At 52.1% G+C, this 19738-nt stretch carries 14 protein-coding genes and 1 tRNA gene; 8 read left to right on the forward strand and 7 right to left on the reverse strand.

The features are described from left to right. Window positions 1-294: 294 nt before the first annotated feature. Together PBOR_RS01095 and PBOR_RS01100 are read left to right on the forward strand one after the other, a co-directional pair. Window positions 295-3081: a glycoside hydrolase family 3 C-terminal domain-containing protein gene (locus PBOR_RS01095; protein WP_042210056.1), complete on the forward strand. Its 2787-nt coding sequence runs from the start codon at window positions 295-297 to the stop codon at window positions 3079-3081. A gap of 113 nt (window positions 3082-3194) precedes the next feature. Further along, on the forward strand, window positions 3195-4481 hold the full coding sequence (locus tag PBOR_RS01100; protein ID WP_042210057.1) for a glycoside hydrolase family 18 protein: 1287 nt from the start codon (window positions 3195-3197) through the stop codon (window positions 4479-4481). A gap of 100 nt (window positions 4482-4581) precedes the next feature. Here PBOR_RS01100 and PBOR_RS01105 read toward each other — a convergent pair whose 3' ends face one another. Then, window positions 4582-4965, reverse strand: coding sequence for a hypothetical protein (locus PBOR_RS01105; RefSeq protein WP_042210058.1), 384 nt, complete (start codon window positions 4963-4965; stop codon window positions 4582-4584). Between the two features lie 190 nt (window positions 4966-5155). On the opposite strand from PBOR_RS01105, the gene PBOR_RS01110 reads away from it, so the two are divergent. Then, window positions 5156-6052, forward strand: coding sequence for a GNAT family N-acetyltransferase (locus tag PBOR_RS01110; protein ID WP_042210059.1), 897 nt, complete (start codon window positions 5156-5158; stop codon window positions 6050-6052). A 73-nt stretch (window positions 6053-6125) separates the two neighbouring features. Further along, the gene (locus PBOR_RS01115; protein WP_042210060.1) at window positions 6126-7031 is read left to right on the forward strand and encodes an AraC family transcriptional regulator; all 906 of its coding nucleotides are present in this window, start codon (window positions 6126-6128) and stop codon (window positions 7029-7031) included. 61 nt (window positions 7032-7092) lie between these two features. On the opposite strand, the gene PBOR_RS35160 is transcribed toward PBOR_RS01115, so the two are convergent. Both PBOR_RS35160 and PBOR_RS01125 read right to left on the reverse strand, forming a co-directional pair. Beyond that, entirely contained in the window at window positions 7093-8880 is a 1788-nt protein-coding gene (locus PBOR_RS35160) for a helix-turn-helix domain-containing protein (RefSeq protein ID WP_052429279.1), read from the reverse strand. 155 nt (window positions 8881-9035) lie between these two features. After that, complete coding sequence (locus PBOR_RS01125) at window positions 9036-10109, reverse strand: hypothetical protein (protein ID WP_157763947.1); 1074 nt, start codon at window positions 10107-10109, stop codon at window positions 9036-9038. A gap of 378 nt (window positions 10110-10487) precedes the next feature. Here PBOR_RS01125 and PBOR_RS01130 point away from each other — a divergent pair. Continuing rightward, a tRNA-Leu gene (locus tag PBOR_RS01130) sits at window positions 10488-10571 on the forward strand. A gap of 196 nt (window positions 10572-10767) precedes the next feature. Further along, a complete protein-coding gene (locus PBOR_RS01135; protein WP_081971865.1) occupies window positions 10768-12156 on the forward strand; it encodes an MATE family efflux transporter in 1389 nt (462 codons plus the stop codon). A gap of 126 nt (window positions 12157-12282) precedes the next feature. Here PBOR_RS01135 and PBOR_RS01140 read toward each other — a convergent pair whose 3' ends face one another. Genes PBOR_RS01140 through PBOR_RS01150 form a run of 3 tightly spaced genes read right to left on the reverse strand, consistent with a single transcriptional unit; the run spans window position 12283 to window position 15445 of the window. Continuing rightward, window positions 12283-13131, reverse strand: coding sequence for a carbohydrate ABC transporter permease (locus tag PBOR_RS01140; RefSeq protein WP_171716341.1), 849 nt, complete (start codon window positions 13129-13131; stop codon window positions 12283-12285). Window positions 13132-13133: 2 nt separating this feature from the next. Beyond that, window positions 13134-14075 carry a carbohydrate ABC transporter permease gene (locus PBOR_RS01145; protein ID WP_081971866.1) on the reverse strand — a complete coding sequence of 314 codons (942 nt, stop codon included), beginning with the start codon at window positions 14073-14075 and terminating at the stop codon, window positions 13134-13136. A gap of 29 nt (window positions 14076-14104) precedes the next feature. Then, a complete protein-coding gene (locus tag PBOR_RS01150; protein WP_042210062.1) occupies window positions 14105-15445 on the reverse strand; it encodes an ABC transporter substrate-binding protein in 1341 nt (446 codons plus the stop codon). A 266-nt stretch (window positions 15446-15711) separates the two neighbouring features. Between PBOR_RS01150 and PBOR_RS01155 the strand changes: the two genes are divergently transcribed. Both PBOR_RS01155 and PBOR_RS01160 read left to right on the forward strand, forming a co-directional pair. Next, complete coding sequence (locus PBOR_RS01155) at window positions 15712-16464, forward strand: response regulator transcription factor (protein ID WP_042210063.1); 753 nt, start codon at window positions 15712-15714, stop codon at window positions 16462-16464. After that, the gene (locus tag PBOR_RS01160; protein ID WP_042210064.1) at window positions 16461-18251 is read left to right on the forward strand and encodes a cache domain-containing sensor histidine kinase; all 1791 of its coding nucleotides are present in this window, start codon (window positions 16461-16463) and stop codon (window positions 18249-18251) included. Before PBOR_RS01155 ends, PBOR_RS01160 begins: the two co-directional genes overlap by 4 nt. A gap of 81 nt (window positions 18252-18332) precedes the next feature. Here PBOR_RS01160 and PBOR_RS01165 read toward each other — a convergent pair whose 3' ends face one another. After that, window positions 18333-19619, reverse strand: coding sequence for a Gfo/Idh/MocA family oxidoreductase (locus tag PBOR_RS01165; protein WP_042210065.1), 1287 nt, complete (start codon window positions 19617-19619; stop codon window positions 18333-18335). Window positions 19620-19738 lie beyond the last annotated feature (119 nt).

Raw genomic sequence — 19738 nt, forward strand, 5'->3', positions numbered from 1 at the left:
ACAATGGGGAATTTAGCCGGCAACGGTGATCGAGGAACTAATCTAATTTAGTAAGGTGCTGATTCGCCCTCCGGGCGATTTTGTTCTTTAGAGGGGTTCCGGGCGAGAGATAGCGGCTGCCCGGTTTTGCTTTTTAAGCTGCAGAGCTTGTATATTAGGGCTGTAGCTTTTATTCTTAGAAGGATATGCTATATAAATAACAACAAAGGTTCAAGATATCGTGAATCCCGTAAGGGAGAAGGCTATCTATAGAATCAATACACGTTGGGAAATGAACAAACAGGAGGAAACCAATTGAGTACACAGAATATCGGAGTGCCGCTAGAGGGTTTTGCAGAATTTAGCCGGGTAGTAGCCGCAGAAGGCGCGGTGTTGCTTAAGAATGAGGGGCAGGTGCTTCCGCTTGGAAACGGCGAGAGCGTTGCCATTTTTGGCAGAATCCAAGTGAATTACTACCGCAGCGGTACAGGATCGGGCGGAAGTGTTCATGTTGCATATACTACCAACCTGCTGGAAGGTCTGCGCAGCAAGAAGAACATCAGCGTTAATGAAGAACTGGCAGCAGCATACGAGGAATGGATCGGACTTAACCCGTTTGATGACGGCGGAAAAGTATGGGCGGCTGAGCCGTGGAACCAGAAGGAAATGCCGCTTACGGATGAGCTGGTGAAGAAGGCGAGAAGCCAGTCGGCCAAGGCTGTTGTAGTGATTGGACGTACCGCCGGTGAGGATCAGGACAATGCCGATGCACCGGGAAGCTACCGGTTGACGGAAGATGAGAAGGCTATGCTTACGCAGGTTACGGCTCATTTTGAACAAACTATTGTTGTGCTTAATGTCTCGAATATTATGGATATGAGCTGGGTTAACGATGCCGGCTATGTACATCCTATTTCTGCGGTGATCTATTCCTGGCATGGCGGAATGGAAGGCGGCAATGCAATTGCCGATGTACTGGCCGGAGAGGTGACGCCAAGCGGTAAACTGACGGATACGATCGCGTATTCCATTGAGGATTACCCGTCCACAAGCAACTACGGCAATGAGTTCAAGAACTTGTATGAGGAAGATATCTATGTAGGATACCGTTATTTCGAGACCTTCTGTCCGGATAAGGTTCAGTATGAATTCGGCTATGGCATCTCCTACACCACCTTCAAGCTGGAGCCGGAGGAAGCAAAGCTGGTGGACCTGGCGGGTGAGGCACACATTCAGATCGGCGTAACTGTAACCAATACAGGGGATACCTACTCCGGCAAAGAAGTGGTGCAGGTGTATTATGAAGCGCCGCAGGGACAGCTGGGTAAACCGGCCAAAGCGCTGGCGGCATTCGGGAAGGCCAAGCTGCTTGAGCCGGGAGAGTCTCAACACCTTACGGTAAGCTTCCCGCTCCATTCTCTGGCTTCGTATGATGACGCCGGAATGACAGGGCACCCTTCCGCTTATGTACTGGAAGCTGGAACCTACCGTTTCTATGTGGGAACCAGTGTTAAAGCCGTGACGGAAGTTAACGTTGATGGACAAGCTGGTTATGTTCTGGATGAGCTTAAGGTTGTAGAGCAGCTGCAAGAGGCGATGGCGCCGACCGAAAGCTTCAAGAGAATGAAACCGGGGGCCCGGAAGGAAGACGGTTCTTATGAACTGATCTCTGCTGAGGTGCCGGTACGCAAGGTAGATATGGCAGCGCGGATTGAAAGCAATCTTCCGGAGACGCTGGTACAGACCGGTAATCAGGGCCATACGTTGAGAGATGTTCATGAAGGTAAAGTCAGCATGAATACGTTCATTGCCCAGCTCAGCGACCAGGATCTGGCGGCCATTGTCAGAGGCGAAGGAATGAGCAGTCCGCTGGTTACGCCGGGTACGGCTTCGGCCTTCGGCGGAGTCAGCGACAGCCTGTTCAGTTACGGCATTCCGGTTGCGGCTACAGCAGACGGCCCATCCGGTATCCGGATGGACAGCGGACAGAAGGCGACCCAGGTGTCGATTGGAACCCTGCTTGCCGCTACCTGGAACGCAGAGCTGGTTGAAGAGCTGTATGTCATGGAAGGCCAGGAATTATTGCGCAACCAGGTGGATGCTTTGCTGGGACCGGGTCTTAATATCCGCCGCAGTCCACTGAACGGGCGTAACTTCGAATATTTCTCTGAAGACCCGCTGATCTCCGGGATCTTCGCTGCCGCGTGCACGCGCGGTATTATGAAGGGCGGCTCCAATGCCACGCTGAAGCATTTCGCCTGCAACAACCAGGAGAAGCACCGCAGCAAAGTTGATGCCGTGGTATCTGAACGCGCGCTGCGCGAGATTTACCTGAAGGGCTTCGAAGTCGCTGTGAAGCAGGGCGGCGCGAATTCGATCATGACCTCCTACAATCCGGTCAACGGCCACTGGGCGGCTTCCAACTATGACCTGAATACCACGCTGCTGCGCGGTGAATGGGGCTTCCGGGGGATCGTAATGACCGACTGGTGGGCGATCATGAATGATGTCGTGAATGGAGGCACTGCGGACCGCAAGAACACGAACTGGATGGTCCGGGCACAGAACGATTTGTACATGGTAGTATCCAATTATGGTGCGGAAGTCAACGCCTATGATGACAATACGCTTGAATCATTGGAGAATGGAACGCTCACCCGTGGCGAGCTTCAGCGCTCGGCCATCAACATTTGCGAATTCATCATGCAGGCACCGGTCTTCTCCAGAAAGCATGAGATCGTAGAAGCTGTCGATACATTTAAGGCAGATTCTTCCCTGGTGGCTGAGCAGATTCAGGTGCTGAGCCAGAACGCACAGATTGCACCTAGTGTGTCTGGACCAACCTATATCCAGGCGGATGAAGCCGGTGAGTACCGGATCTTCGTCAGCATCATGTCCCCGGAACCCGAGCTTGCCCAAAGCGCCTGCAACGTGACCCTGAACGGACAGCCAGTGACCACCATTCAGACGAACGGGACAGAAGGCAAATGGATCAGACAGAAGCTGGTTAAGATCGGACTTGAAGCTGGTCTGTATGAAATGAAGCTGGACTTCGTCAAACCAGGCCTGGAGATTGAATGGATTGAATTCAAACAGGTGTAACAGCTTTTAATTTCAGGACACCCTCCGGGGTGTCTTTTTGCGTCCGCATACCTGCAGCACTGCCGAATAAAATAGGGGTATAACTGCTACTATGAAGGGGTGAGCATGGAAGGATGCAAATACATGTGGTGCAGCCGGGACAGACGCTGTATGGAATTGCAGAAGCTTATGGCGTGAACATGGATACGATAACTGAGGCGAATCAGTTGTCTGCACCAGGAAGGCTGGTCATTGGACAAACGCTGGTGATTCCGATAGTTGGCCAGTATTATTGGGTTCAGCAGGGCGATAGCTTCTATAGTATCGCGCAGAGGTTCGGCCGGAAGGCCAGACAGCTGGCGGAAGTGAACGGGCTGGCGCTGAATCAGCCGCTGCAAATCGGATATCGCCTGTACCTTCCTCCTGTACCAAGGCGGCAGGCAGAGGTGAATGCCTATTTAGAGCCGAGAGGAGAGGAGGTCTCTCAGGCGCTGCAAAATGCGGCTGCAGAAGCTGCCCCTGAGCTTACGTATCTTGCGCCGTTTAGCTTCCGGATTAAGCGGGACGGTTCGCTGCAGGCACCACCGCTGGATAATCTGGCATCAATCGCGGCGCAGAACCGGGTCACGCTGATGCTGGTCGTCACGAATCTGGAGGATGCCCAGTTCAGCTCAGAGCTGGGACGGATTATTCTGAATGATCCGGTGGTGCAGGACCGGCTGCTGGAGAACATTGTGGCCGAAGCGAAGCGGCTGAATTTCAGAGATATGCACTTTGACCTGGAATTCCTCCGGCCGGAGGACCGCGAAGCGTATAACGCTTTTCTGCGCAAGGCGGCGGACATCATTCACAAGGAGGGCTTCCTGCTGTCTACCGCACTTGCACCCAAAACCAGTGCATCCCAAACCGGAGCCTGGTATACGGCGCATGACTATAAAATGCATGGCCAGGTTGCTGATTTTGTCATTATTATGACCTACGAATGGGGATACAGCGGAGGCCCGCCGATGGCCGTTTCTCCTATAGGACCGGTGCGCCAGGTGCTGACGTATGCGGCCAGTGAAATTCCCCCTGGCAAAATTATGATGGGCCAGAATCTGTACGGCTACGATTGGACTTTGCCTTATGCAGCTGGCGGAGAGTATGCCAAAGCACTCAGCCCGCAGGCGGCAATTGATCTGGCGAGGAACAGGAATGCCGCCATTCAGTACGACTATAAAGCCCAGGCTCCGCATTTTGATTACACCGATGACGCAGGACGGCAGCATAAGGTATGGTTCGAAGATGCCCGCTCCATTCAGGCCAAGTTTGATTTGATCAAGGAGCTGGATCTCCGGGGCATCAGCTATTGGAAGCTTGGCCTGCCTTTTCCGCAGAATTGGCTGTTAATAGAAGATAACTTCAATGTGGTCAAAAAATAAACCGGCAACGTCCCCCTCTTTTCGGCAGAAAAGCTGCAAAAAAACGGCTGTGCGTCCCCGAAAGGACCGCACGGCCGTTTTTGCTTATGCCGCTACAGTGTTAACCCATTAAGCCCTTGAGACCGCCCAGGAAGGGCCGGATCGACTTAATCATATTGTAGCCCATCTTCATAACGGGCATCGCCTTCTGCACCATTCCGAACATCCCCATGAATTTCCCCAGACCTCCGATACCGGCAGCTCCGCCTGCCCCGCCCATGAACGATCCGAGTAAAGGCATGAAGCCGGAGACCTCTGCTTTCTTGGCACCTGAAGACGATTTCCGTTTAGATTTATGATGTGTGCTTGTTCTGGAGAGGATCACTGCTTCTTTATTGAGGTCTGTTATCCATCCTACATATGAACGTCCATCATGCAAAGTAATGCAGACCGGCCGGCCTTTCAACTGCTGCGCCCGCTTGCGGATTTTTGTTGAATTTGCCATTCGTCACTCACCTCATTGTTCTATTTACTATATTTTACTCAGAACCTGGGAGGCGGCTTGTGCGGGTATGGAGTTTTCCCGGAAATAAATTGAACAACCATATACTGTATTTTCCATAAAAATATCGTAATATCAAAATATGGTCGTTCACTCTGGCATTTCTATATTCTAATCCAAGGGGGAGAGCCGTTTGACAAACATCCGGGATTTAGCGGCATTTATTTGCGCCCGCAATACAGAAAGCCAGCAATGCGGGTACGCAGGCAGCACACTTGATGATATTATTCATGACCTGAGTGAAGGTATGGCAGAATCAAGCCTTGTGTTGTATGAGGGAGAGGAAATTACGGGTGCAATTATAATGGACACTTATGGCGTAGGCGGCGGACAAGAGGATATAGAAGTGTGGGGACCTTATTACTCCGCTCACCCTGAGGATGAACTCCGGCTTTTATTCAGGTATCTGAGTGAAGCCGCTGATTCAGCTACGATCCGGTATATTCATCTGTTCACCAGTGCAAATAATACTCCTCTGATTGAATATGCTGCCCGCTATCGTACCGAGAAGGTGAGAACCCACTATCATTATTCGATCGAAACCGCATTACCGCCTAATAGCAGCAGTTACGCGGACCTGTCCGTTGTGCCCGTCACAGAGCCTGAGTCAGAGTGGCTGGATCAGATTATTGAACTGCATTACCAAGGCTTCCAGGGGGCTACATTGACACAAGAAGATATCACTGCGGAAATAGAGGACAGCAGCATGAGTGAATATGATATTTATGCCGTTCTTACCGGGGGCTCTTTCATAGGATACATAATTGTTAGAAGAAACGCTCTGACCGGCATCCTCCATCTGGAGTACATCTGTATCCGCCCTGAAGGCAGAAGCGGGGGAACGGGCAGTAAACTGATTGCCTATCTGGCGGAGACCTACAGAGGTCTGGGTTATACGCGCATCGGACTGGATGTCAGCGGGGAGAATGAAGCAGCGGTCCGCTTCTATGATAAGAACGGGTTCAGCAGGGATAGTGTGATGAAGCATATCATCATTAACGGCAGGATGCAGCCGGCGGTAATGGTGTAAGGACAGTGCAATTCAGATCAAATATGGGGAAATGCTCTTTGTTATGATTCTTGATGAAAGGAGGAGAACATCATTGTACGAATGGAACGAGATGGTTCAGCTCATGATTGACTGGATCGAAGAAGACCTTGCGGCTTCGCCTACGCTGCTGAAGATGTCCGAACAGCTGGGATATTCGCCGTATTATTGCACCAAGCAGTTTCATGCCTTGACCGGGATGACGCTGCGGGATTACATCTGGCAGCGCAGAATCGGCCGGGCGGCCCTGGAGCTGAGGGATACGGATACGCGGATTCTCGATATTGCCGTGAAGTTCGGCTTCTCTTCACAGGAGGCATTCTCGCGGGCATTTCTTAGAGCCTTCAAGGTTACTCCCCATGCTTACCGCAAAGCCCCGCGGCCGATTCCGCTCGCCATTCGGGCCGAGGTGTTCTCCCCTTATCATTATCTGATCAGGGAGCGGGATAGAATGAGACAAGTGTATTTGCAGGAAGCAGAGATCAAGCTTGAGTTCATACCGGCGCATAAATTCATCGGCATCCGGGATATCGGCTCGAACAATTACGGCGGGTTCTGGGAGAACGGGCATGACTGCGATGAGGTCTCCGGAACGCTGGAGAGCATGTCGCATCATACACTTCCCGGGCAGCTGGGCCAGACTGCAGGCTGGTTCTATCAGGATGGGCGCAAGGGCTACCTGTACGGTATTCCAGTTGCCGCAGACTATAAGGGTGAAATTCCGGAAGGCATGGAGTGCCGTGATGTACCGGAATCGGAGTATCTGGTCTTTTTTCACCCGCCGTTTGATTATTTGCAGGACAACGGGCAGGTCATGCGCATCGTAGAGGAAGTGGCCTGGAATTATGATCCGGCAGCCATGGGCTATGCATGGGACGAAGAGGTCAAACAGGACTATCAGCGCCATTTCCCCGAAGGCTACGGGTATGCGGTGCTGCGGCCGGTCCGCAAATTAGGGTAGCCCGCGGGCTGCCGCCCAAATAAGGAGAAGCGCGGGGCGCTTCTCCTTGAGCCGTTTCAGGTCAATCCGCCGTTAAGCCCAGCACTGCCTCTGCAAGCGTATCTCCCCGGTGTTCCAGCGAGGCGACCAGCGCCAGCAGCTCCGCCTGCTTCTCCCGCTGCGCGACAGTCCAGCATTGGCGTGGAGAGCCACCTGTCTGTAATGAAGCTGGATCGGCCATTCCCGTATAGAAGTCTTCCAGCATAGCGGCCATATTACCGTATACTCCGGCCATCTCCGACAAGGCTGTCAGCTTACCCTGATCCTGCACCAGAGGCAGAGAATCCTGCAAATACGCGGCGGCGCTTCTTCTGGCATCGGCCAGCGCCATCATGCAGAAGCGGTTGACTGAGAGCCTGCGGCTGTACGCTTCATCATCCGCTGCAGCATACCACTGATGATCCAGCAGTCCCTCGCTCCATACTTCCAGAGCGTGATAACCCGTAGCATAGGTGCTGTGCACGGAGCTTTGCATAACGTCCAGCTTGATCCGCAGGGAAGCATCCAGATTATCCAAGACAGACGGGATATGGGTCAGTTCGCCAAGACGGATAATCCTATAAGGCCAATGGTCCACAGAAAGATAACCCTTACAGATCTTCATATGCCTCTGGAATGCAGGGTCAGCTTCAAGTTCGCTAAAGATCTCATCGTCAAAATAACTGCGGCATAGCAGGGTCGTACCATTCTCCAGATAGCCTGTGATTACTCCCCATTCAGGTGCCACCCTGAGATTAATGGCTATAGGCAGCCGGCCTTTGCGGATATCCTCCAGAATTGCCAGCTTCTCGGCTGCACGTTGCGCAGGTTCCAGCCGGTCAGCCTGGATGGCATGTATTCCATAAGCTTTGCAGGCCGGTGCAGAGTGGTCGTAGGCGGCAAGGGCATCCGCAGAGCTGTAGTCCCACACCGGTTCAAAAACAACTCTCCAGCATGCTCCCGAATCGCCCATAACCCGTTCATAGGTTGTATCTATCCCTCTGGAGACAAGTGAGAGTGTCATAGCGCCTGCCCAGGAGCAGTCCATCCCCCGGCCAAAACCAAGCCGGCTAATCCCTTCTACAATGAACTGCTGATCGGCAGGATTACTTTGGTAGAGACGGCTCCGGTCCGGACTGTAGTGGATCTGCTCGCCTTCTGCGCAGCTTACGGCATGAATGCCTTCTGAGTTCATGTAGACCAGCAGCAGGTAGTCCTTACCTTCATTGTCAATCAGACTCGGAAACAGCTCATGCGAGGCGGTGAAAGCATTCCACCGGAAATGCTCATAATGCTTCATTTTCTGTACGACGCTGCGGTTCGCCTGTTCGTTGCCGTAATTGGCCATAAGAATCTGCAGCTCATTGCCGCCGGAGACATAACCGGTTGAATGAACATCTATCACCAAAAGCTGGTCCTTCAGCACATAAGTGGAATAGCTTCCCGCAGGTGTCTCATAGGTAATGAGCAGCAGCTTTAAGCGGTCACCCTCTAAAGATTGGGGAAAGACCTGATCCCCGGCAATTAAGCTTAGACGGCTCGAGGTAACAAATTGATTCACGAAATGAGTGACATCCAGCTCCTGCCGGCCATCCGTGTAGATGGCTGAGAGCACCACAAGCTCTTGAGGCAGCAGAATGCTGTCGATCGAGTGGCTTAATGCAGCGGATAGCTGGGGGAGGGTCGCCGTCTCCGGCAGGGATTTACCGGTTTCCCATTTGGACACTGCCTGGGCGCTGACATGAAGCAGTTCCGCTAATTGTTCCTGTGACAAGCCTTTTGTTCTACGGAGCGTGGCAATCCTTGTTCCGACCTTTTCGCTACTAACCATACAAAGTACAACTCCTATAATGGATTTCGACGTCGTAAGTCTATTATAATCTACGCTCCTGAAATGACCATTTATTGAAGTATGGGCCGGGGGATGAAAAAATCAACTGCAGGTTGATACACAGGATTTCTCCGGACGCCCGCCGGATGCTGCTGTTAAAGTACTCCGTTCCTGATTTCCGCTAATAGCTGCTTTACAATGGCCGAGTGCCAGGAATAGAGCTCCTCCGGGTTTAACGTTAGGAGCTTCTCCTTGTCTACGATTATGTGGTCCTGTTGAACCGAAGCGAACCGGATAAACGGTTCACCTGAGAGAACGGATAAGCTGATGTGCTTCGTCCATTCAGTGACAAGGAGCAGATCTTCCGTGAGCAGCAGCTTCAGCAGGTCATAGAAGGTCACATGCATCACATTAAGCTTATACTCCGGGCGCTCCATACTGATGATATAGGCATCGATTTCTTCCCACACCTGTTCGATGGCAGCTTGCCGCGTGATCAGGCTCTGCCGGGAGAAGTCCCCGGTGCCCATGATGGCAAGGAGACGTGCTTCCCAGTCCGGCGGTGTCCAGGCCAGCGATCTGCTGAAATGGATAAGCCATTTCTCATGGGGCACATATTCACGATTGGCCGTGAATAAGGCTTCGATTAATTGGATCGCCGCTTTATTCAGCATGGCATGGCCTTGTACGGCATCCCCCCTGTGAATCCAGATATCCCCGGCAAGCCGGAAATACCACCAGCATTGAAATAACGGACCTTCTGCCTGCAAACGCCGGGGCGGATCAGCCAGCTTCGCATCCATCAACAACGCGATCCTTCCAGCCGGGTCGTATAGGATACGGGCATAAGACAAATCCCAGAGCGCTACGCTATCCCATTGCTTCTGCTGCTCTTCCCCGGGATCGAGGATTTTGATGTCATACAGGTAGTCTCCAATCCGGGTAATCCCAAGGGGAAGCGGCGATTGTCCGTCAGACCACAGCTTATAGCTGCAGGGGTCCAGATAGAATACAAGATCAATCTCGGATAACTCGTCACCGTAGCCCCGCGATAACCCGCCGTTCAGAGTGATGCCGATGACTCCGTCCAGTGATGTGAAATCGTTCAGCCTGCGGCTGATCTCGTTCTGGAAATCTTGAATCCGGTTCCTGCTTGTCAGATTTACATAGGGTCTTGTCATATCGATCACCTCATAAATAGAATGGGCAGCCGTACCATTTCCGTTCATAGTCAACACAAAAAGCCGCAGATTTACTCTGCGGCCCCGCTAGAAGAAGAGAAGACAGCCAGAGAGTAAAATAAAATCACATTTCTGCAAAGTGGCAACACAAATTTACCTGCCGTTATGACAGGCTTGCCAATCTGCACAAACAAATGATTTTATTCTAACTCTCCGCCTTAAATGATCCCTTGAAATACCGGGTATCCATCTAACCGAAATAGCAGTCCGCCCTTCAGAATGAAATGATATGGTTACTCCATTAATATATAGCCCTAAATCCGATCTTCCTATGATAAATATCTTGAACAAAAAAATAAAAAAAGTCTTGCTCTTCTGAAAAAATCATGATATATTACTTCTTGCGTTGCATTGAATGTTTTCTTTGCGGTCATGGCGGAATTGGCAGACGCGCTGGCTTCAGGTGCCAGTGATAGCAATATCGTGGAGGTTCGAGTCCTCTTGACCGCATACAGCTTTATACGTAGTGCAAGCGAAAGCTCTTCTTCCTGAAGAGCCTTTTTTTATTTAGAGGATTTATAGGTTATCGGGGTCCCCGCAAAGTACCTGAGTCAACATCCAAGCAATGACCTCACTTTGTGGGGGTATTTTATTTTATGCGGAAGTTTCCCGCAACAAGTCTAAACATAAGAGAAGTGAATTTGTAATGGAGCCCAGCAGCAGTATGAAGCCCAGCCAGCGTTTTCTTGAGAAGCATTTCTCAGGAGATTCGATTGATTATCGTCAGATCATAGCCTTATTCCTTCCTGTATTGGTTGATCAGGCCTTCGTGGTCGGACTGAATCTCGTGAATACGGCGATGATCAGCTCCTCCGGGGTAGCGGCCATCAGTGCAGTGAATATGATAGATTCGCTGAATATTTTTCTGATCAGTGTATTCATCGCCGTATCTACAGGGGGGACAGTCGTTGTGGCCCAGTACAAGGGGAGCGGCAACGAGCTTATGGTCTCCAAGGCGACCGCCGGAGCGGTGTCTTCCGTTTCTTTGATGGCTTTTTGTATCGGCTTATTCGGAATTGTGTTCCATGGCCCGCTGCTGCATTTGCTGTTCGGTGCGGCTTCGCCTGAGGTAATGGCCAACGCCCGGACGTATCTGATCGGCAGCAGCTTGTCCTATCTGGGAATTGCTGTGATGGAGGCGGTATGCGGCGCGCTGCGCGGCATCGGGCGGACGAGGGCATCGCTCGTACTGTCACTGATTATGAACTTCTCCTATGTGCTGCTGAACTTTGTCTTCATTAACGGGCTGCATATGGGTGTGTTCGGAATGACCATTGCCATTAATATATCGAGGTATCTTGCGGCCGCCTGCTCGCTGATCTATCTCTTCCGGCTGGACAGCAGCCTGCATGTGAAGATCCGTGACCTGCTGGTGCTGAACTGGACGATGCTCCGGAGAATCATGTCGATCGGCCTGCCGTTTGCGGCGGAGCAGATGTTCTTCAACGGCGGGAAGATTCTCACGCAGATCTTCATCGTCAGCCTGGGCACCTATGCGATTGCTACCAATGCGATTAGTTCTACGCTTGCGGGAGTGATGCAGATTCCGGCGAATGCACTGTCTCTGACGCTGATTACGGTGGTCGGTCAATGCATAGGAAGCCGGAATGTCAAAGATGCGCGCAAATTCGTTAAGTCCTTCCTGTGGCTGTCTTCGGCCTCTTTTATACTGATGGGACTGCTGATCTTCCCGTTATTCAATCCGCTGGTATCGATGTTCCATCCGCCGCAGGAGATCGTCCGGGATATCTTCATTGTCTTCCTGATTAACTCGCTGGCCCAGATTCCATTGTGGTCGATCAGCTTCATTACACCTTCGGCGCTTAGAGCTGCGGGGGATTCCAAGTTCACCTCGATAGTGTCCATGCTCTCGATGTGGCTGTTCCGCGTAGTGCTCGGATATATTCTGGGGATTGTGCTGAATATGGGCATTATCGGGGTATGGCTGGCCATGAACTGTGAATGGGGGATACGCGGCTTCATCTTCATGCGGCGTTTCCTTGGCGAGAAGTGGCTGCAGCACAAGGTTATATAAGGCAAGCCTGTCCCGAGCATCAGCTAAAAATAAAACAAGAACCCATTCCCAGCGTTCAGGCGGAGGATGGGTTCTTGTGCATAAGTACAGGCCTTGCGTTACCGGTAATATAAGTGCGGCTGCAGCCTATCCCTTAAGTCCGGTAGTCGAGATGCCTTCGACGAAATACTTTTGGCAGAAGAAGAAGAGCAGTACGCAAGGAACGATGCTGACAACCGACATTGCCAGAACTTGATTCCACGACACGGCGGAGGAGGCATCCAGCGAGAGACGCAGCCCCAGGGATATGGTGAATTTGCTCACGCTGCTGATATAGATAATCGAGTTGAAGAAGTCATTCCAGGTCCACATGAACTGAAAGATCCCGACGGAGAAAATAGCCGGCTTGCAGAGCGGAAGCAGCACCCGGGTGAGCACGGTGAAGGAATTGCAGCCGTCAATTGTTGCCGCCTCATCTAGGTCGCGCGGCAGCCCGCGGATGAACTGGATCATCAGATAGATGAAGAATGCGCTGGTGGCGAAGGCGGCGGGAATGATGAACGGCAGATACGTATCCAGCCAGCCCAGTTTGTTGAACAGGATGTACCGCGGAATCATCACGGAGGCGTTCGGAAGCATCAGGGTAGCGATCATGACGGAGAAGAGCAGGGTCTTCAGGGGGAAGTTGAACCGGGCGAACCCGTAGGCTACCAGCACGCTGGACACGATGGTGAAGATGACGGTTGGAATGACAAGCTTCAGCGTATTGATGAAGAAATCCTCAAACCCATATTGCCCTGTCCCCTGCCAGCCCAGCTTATAGGCATCCCAGACATAAGTCGTCGGCAGCAGCCGGCTAGAGCCGAAGATATCGGCATTGGTCTTGAAGGAAGAAGTGAACAGCCAGATCAGCGGGTACACCATAACGAGGCCGAGGACAATCAGAAAAATATAGTTAAGCCAGGAGTTCTTCGAATCATGCTGCAGTTCTCTCATTGTTATTTCCCTCCGTCCTCGTAGTGTACCCAGCCGCCGGATGATTTGAAGATTACTGCGGTGACGGCCATGATGATTAAGAACAATATCCATGAAAGCGCTGAGGCGTAACCCATCTTGAAGAAAGTGAAGGCCTCCTCATAGAGCTTCAGCGCATATAGATAGGTGGATTTCATCGGTCCGCCATGGGTAATGACGAAAGCGCCTGTGAATTCCTGGAAGGCATTGACCATTTGCATTACCAGGTTAAACAGCACAATCGGAGTCAGCATAGGTACGGTAATGCGGAAGAACATGCTGAACCGGGAAGCGCCGTCGATGGAACCGGCTTCATACAGATCATTAGGAATCTGCTGGATACCGGCCAGAAACAGTACCATGGACGAGCCGAACTGCCATACGGTGAGCAGCCCCAGTGTGTATAGGGCAATGTCCGGACTGCCGAGCCAGTCGACTGGTCCAAGATGAACCCGGGCCAACAGGCTGTTGACGACGCCCTCTTTCATGAAGAGGAAACGCCACAGGACTGAGATTGCCACACTTCCTCCCAGTATGGAAGGCAGATAATAGACAGTTCTGAAGAAGTTGATCGCTCTCAGCTTGGCGCTGAGCAGCATGGCGACGAACAGGGCGAAGGCCAGCTTGACCGGAACAGCCAGCAGCACATAAATGCCGGTTACCTTCAAGGATTGATAGAAATCGGGATCTTCTGTAAAGATTTTATGATAATTGTCCAGTCCGACCCACTTGGGGGCGCTGACCATGTTGTAATCGGTGAAGGAGTAATACAGGGACGAAATAAACGGATACAACTGAAAGATCAGCAGGCCGATCAGCCAGGGCAGGATGTACAGGTAACCGGCATACTGATAGTTTCTTCTAACTTTGATTTTACGCCGGCCGGACTTCGGTATCTTGTTTAGAATGGATTGCGGTACAGACACAGCAGGTTCTCTCCCTTCCTATGGGGCGGTTATTCTCTGTCTTGTAGGTCTTTCAGCTTGGAGGTCAGGCTGGCAATCAGCTCATCCGCCGCCTGCTCTGCATTCGATTTGCCGTAGCTAACCTTCTGGACGATATCGTCCATGATTTTCTGTACTTCAGAGTTATTGGCAACGGCATTATCGACTAGTCCTGCATGGCTAAGGCCCAGCTCAACGGCATTGGTGATGGCGGCGTCAATCTTGCCGGCCGTAACGGCTGCTTCCTGTGAAGCCTTAACCGGTGGTACAGAGCGGACATCCCCCAGAATGGCTGCTGCCCCGGGATCATTCATGAACCAGCTCAGGAACTTCACAGCTTCGGCCTTATGCGCGCTGTCATTGCTGACAGCGAACAGCTGCGAAGGTCTGACCAGCACGCCGGAGTCCTTGGCATCCTTGGCAATTACGGGAAGAGCGGTAATGACTTCGGTGCCTTCCGGCAGTACAGTCTTGAGGGAAGGCAGGATGCTGCTCATCGATGGAGCAATGGGAATCTCCTGATTGATCCACTTCGGATTCTGATCGATTTTGCCGAAGAACAGATCGCTTTCACCCAGCGGCTGATAGACACCGGCCTGCATTGCCTGATAGAGCCAGTCGAAGCTTGCCGCCGCATCCTCTTTGGTGAAGCCCAGCGTGTAATCCTCCTGGACCCACTGCTTGCCGGTGCGCTGCTTTAGCATTGTGACCATATCCTGACGCAGTGCGGCATGGTCGGTCAGCAGGAGATATTTCGAGCTGTCCTGTGCATGCAGCTGCTTACCGGCCTCAAGGAGGGAATCCCAGGTCCACTGGGCAGCGGAATCCACATTCAGCTTATCGGCCAGTGACTTGTTGATGATCAGGCAGTAGGCGTTAACGCCTGTAGGCACAGCGGCCAGCTTGCCGTCATACATGCCGTAATTGTCCAGGAAGCCCTGGTCGAAACCGGAAGCATCGAATTCCGGCTGCGCTTTCAAGTCGACGAAGAAATCGCCTTTCTTGGTCAACTCCTGCAGCCATGGCAGATCAAGCTGCATAATATCGGCCGAGGTTTTGCCGGCAAGCTGGGTCTTGATCTTCTGCTCGTAGCCGTCAAAGCCCTGGTATTCTGCCTCAATGGTTACACCCGGCTCAACCTGCTTGTAGGCCTCGATTGCGGCCAGCGTTGCGGCATGGCGGTCTTCTCCGCCCCACCAGCTGAAGCGCAGCGTCACCTTCTCTTCTGCATTTGCGGCATTGCCGGCGTTTGTACTGGTGTCCGAAGCGGATTTGCCGGAAGAGCAGCCGCCGAGGAGTGAAGCGAGCAGCAGAGATGCCAGGCCCATGGCCCCCCATTTGTTTCTTTTCATGGTCATTCTCCTTTGAATGCTTTAGTGTAAGCGCTTTTAATTATAAGATGCCTGAAGGGCTTTTATAAGGGAGCCAATCTTAGATTAGGGTATCATTTTCCGCGTGAATTAGAGGGGAAGGTATCCTGATGTTGTGAAAGGAATCATTTCTTCAGCAGTTTAATTCATCATGCGAATGGCCTGCAATATGCTCCGGGCGTTCTGATATACTGAATGTAAGCAGTTACATTGAAACTGCATTGCAACCAGGGAAGGCGGGCGGCGGGATGTATAACCTATTGATTGTGGATGATGAAACGGAGACACGTGAGGCGCTTTCCAGTTATTTTCCGTGGAATGAGATCGGATTCCATATCATCGGCCAGGCCGGCAACGGGCGCGAGGCGCTGCGTTTCATTGAAGGCGAGGAGCGGGTGGACATTGTGCTGACTGATATCAAGATGCCTGTGATGACCGGGATTGAGCTGGCCGAGGATCTATATAGAAGCAAACGGGATATCAAGGTAGTCTTCCTGAGCGGATACCGCGATTTCGAGTATGCCCAGCAGGCCCTGCATTACAGGGTCAGCAATTATGTGCTTAAGCCGGCGAAATACCATGTGCTGCTGGATGTATTCGTCAAGCTCCGGGAGGAGCTGGAGGCAGGCAATGTGGAGAAGGAGCGCTCAGCGGCAGAGGATCTGCAAGGGAGCGATGAGAGCTTCATTATCCGCCAGATCAAAGACTATGTCACAAGCCATTATCAGAATGCCTCACTCGAACAGGCGGCCAAGCTGGTCCATATGAATGCCAACTACCTCAGCTTCTTCTTCAAGCAGAAGACGGGCCAGAATTTCTCGGACTATGTGATTCAGCATAAAATGGAGGTAGCCGCCGGACTGCTGCAGGACATGAGCTTCAAAACCTATACGGTCAGTGAAATGGTCGGCTACAGCAATGCCAAGAACTTCACCCGCACCTTCAAGAGCTATTATGGCAAAACACCCAGTGAATACCGGAACGGCCCGGCTGCCCCATGAGAGAAAAGTATTTCATCAAGCAGCTGGCGATCTTTCTGATTCCCTTGCTGATCCCTGTGATTATTCTGGGTTCGCTCTCGATGTTCTCCACCCAGCGCGATATCAAGTCGGACATCAACCAGAACAGCAGCTTCCTGCTGCAGCAGTCCAAGACCCAGCTGGAGATGATTCTGAACGAACTGGACACGCTCTATCTCGCCCTGTACGACAACGCCGATATCTTCAATGAACTGTCCACCGTCCTTAAGAACCCCTCGTATACCTATGAGAGCTCGAACACGAACCGGATTATCTCCAGCTTCCTGAATGCTTTTACGAGCTCCAAGCCCTATATCCAGTCCTTCTATCTGTATGTCGATAATCCGTACAACCGGTTTCTGTCCTCCGTAGACGGGCTGGTGACGCTGGATCATTTCTATGATACCGACTGGTACGGGCAGTTCAGCCGCTATGAGGGACCTCCTGCCAAATGGACGGCCAGGCGCGAGCTGAAGTTCTATTCCTTCGAGACGAAGCCGACGGCGGTGGTGACCTTCTATAATGTGCTGGTGCCGCGCAAGATCGCGATTATTCTCAATATCCGGCCCAAATACATCGAGAGTCTGCTGAATGACATCACCCGTTATCCCACGCAGCAAATGTTCGTGCTGGATGAGAACAGCCAGGTGATCTTCTCCAACGGGCGAGGGGAGCTTCCGCAGCATGCGGAGCTACTGAAGATTGCGGAGCAGCCGGAATCCTTCTTCGATATGGACACGCCGGCGGGCAAGGTGAATGTAACGAAGGTGGAATCGGAGCGCTACAAGTGGAAGTACGTATCGGTTATTCGCCATTCAGAGCTCTACAAAACGCCGTCACGCATTCTGTATTACACACTGGTGTTTGTGGCTGTCTCTGTAGTCTGCGGATTTCTGCTGACCTTCGTGCTGATCCGGCGCAACTACAAGCAGCTTAAGATGATCAGGATGATGATCAAGGCTGCGGATGACAGCCATTTGCTGCTGAGACCGCCCGCCAAGGTCAAGGACGAGTACTCACTGATTGTCCAGAATATGATGACGCATTTCATCGAACACCGCTATATCCGCACCCAGCTGCTGGAGAAAAAGTACCGTCTGCAGGTAATGGAGCTGCTTGCGCTGCAGTCCCAGATTAATCCCCATTTCCTGTACAACACGCTGCATTCCGTCTATTGGGAGTCAGTTGCGCTGACCGGTAAGCCTAATAAGGCGAGCGAAATGATCGAAGATCTCTCGGATATTCTCTCCTACTCCTTCAGCAATCCTACAGGAACGGTGACCTGGGAGAACGAGCTTGGCAACACCGTCAGCTACGTCAATATTCAGAAGAAGCGTTACCGTGACAAATTCGAGTGTATCTATGAATACGACGAAGAGCTTGCCCGTCTGTATACCTTCAAGCTTGTACTGCAGCCTCTGCTTGAGAACAGTATTTATCACGGAATTAAGGAAAAAGCGGGTCCGGGTCTCATTAAGGTAAAGTTCGTGCGCAGAGGAGAGCAGCTGTCGCTCAGTGTGATCGACAACGGTATAGGCATGACCGCAGAGCGGCTGCGTGAGGTCCGGCACCGGCTGGATGCGGATGAGGAGCGGACGGAGCATCTCGGACTCTACAATACGAACAAAAGATTGAAGCTGACGTACGGCTCGGCCTATAGCTTGAGTATCCGCAGCAAACCCGGATGGGGGACCAAGGTAGAGCTTGTGGTGCCCTGTGTCTGGAATGAGGCTGAACTGTCGGGCCGGGAGCGGAGTGATGCCTCATAAGAAAAAGGCGTGCACTCCGGTTTGGGCCGGGAGGCACGCCTTCTTCTATAGGTCCAGCGGGGAGGGAAGACGGCTGGACGGCTACGCCTTCCAGATATCGTCAACCTTCACCGGCTGGCCGGTCTTGATCGAGCGGTTGGCGGCTATGCCGGTCATAATCGACATTGCGCCGTCCTTGTGCGAGGCTGCGCGGTTAAAGCGGTCTTCCTGCTTCTTGTCAAAAATATCGCGCAGCAGCACCGGATCACCGCCGCCATGACCGCCTGCACTGCTCTCAAACTCCACGCGGTAAGGCTCTTTGAAGTGCGGATAGATCATGATATTCACGCCTTCCAGGGCGCCTTCGTTTTCTTTTTTGCCGCCGGAATTGACGTAGGACTGCTCGGTAATGCGGACCTCCATCCGTCCCTGCGTGCCGTTGAAGACGATGATGAAGCCTTCCCAAGGCATATAGGCGTTGAGCGAATAGTTCATGACGGTCTTGTTCTTATATTTGACCATAACATTCATCGTATCCTCGATGCTGATATTGTCTCCGAATACGCTCTGGTCGCGCTGGTAGCCGTCCTCATGCTCAGCATCCAGGTACATGCTCTTCAGATGCTCGTTACGGTCCAGATGCAGCGCGAACGGGTCGTTCTCGGCAGCCTTGCTGCCGTAGGCACGCTGGTAGAACTCGGTGATGCCGCGTTTCTCGGCATTCTCCTTGCCGTAGAAGCGCAGATCGCCCATAGCGAAGACCGTATCCGGCTGTGAAGCCAGCCAGAAATTCATCAGGTCGAAGTGATGTGTCGATTTGTGCACCAAGAGGCCGCCGCTGTTCCGCTTATCGCGGTGCCATCTGCGGAAATAGTCCGCTCCATGCTGGGTGTTCAGCAGCCATTCAAAGTTGACGGACAGAATCTCGCCCAGCACGCCGTCCATAATGACTTCGCGGATCTTCGTGTTATGCGGAGCGTAGCGGTAGTTGAAGGTGACACGCAGATTCTTGCCGGTGCGCTCAATGGCATCGAAGATCTCCTGGCATTTCTCTTCGTCAATGGTCATCGGCTTCTCGGAAATGACATCACAGCCGAGCTCCATCGCGCGGATAATGTACTTGTGATGCGTGCGGTCGATCGTGGTTACCAGTACATAGTCAGGCTGGGTTTCGGCAATCATCCGGTCGAAATCTTCGGCTTTGTAGGTAGGAACCTCATGGTAGCCGTATTTATCAGTCAGCATATGGTTAGCGAAATTCATCCGCGTCTGATTGACATCACAGATGGCCACCAGCTCGGATGTTTCGTTGTAAACGGTAACAAGAGCGCCGTAGAAAAATTCGGCCCGGCCACCGGTGCCGACGATTACATATTTCTTTTTGGACAAGGGGATCACTCCATTTACTTGGATTTGATTCTATTTTATAGTATAGGAAATGCAGAAAGTGAACGGTATTTAGTCTATTTAGCCGGAAAGTATGCATATCTTATCCTGGCGGGAGGCCT

Source organism: Paenibacillus borealis (assembly GCF_000758665.1).
Taxonomy (GTDB): domain Bacteria; phylum Bacillota; class Bacilli; order Paenibacillales; family Paenibacillaceae; genus Paenibacillus_AQ; species Paenibacillus_AQ borealis.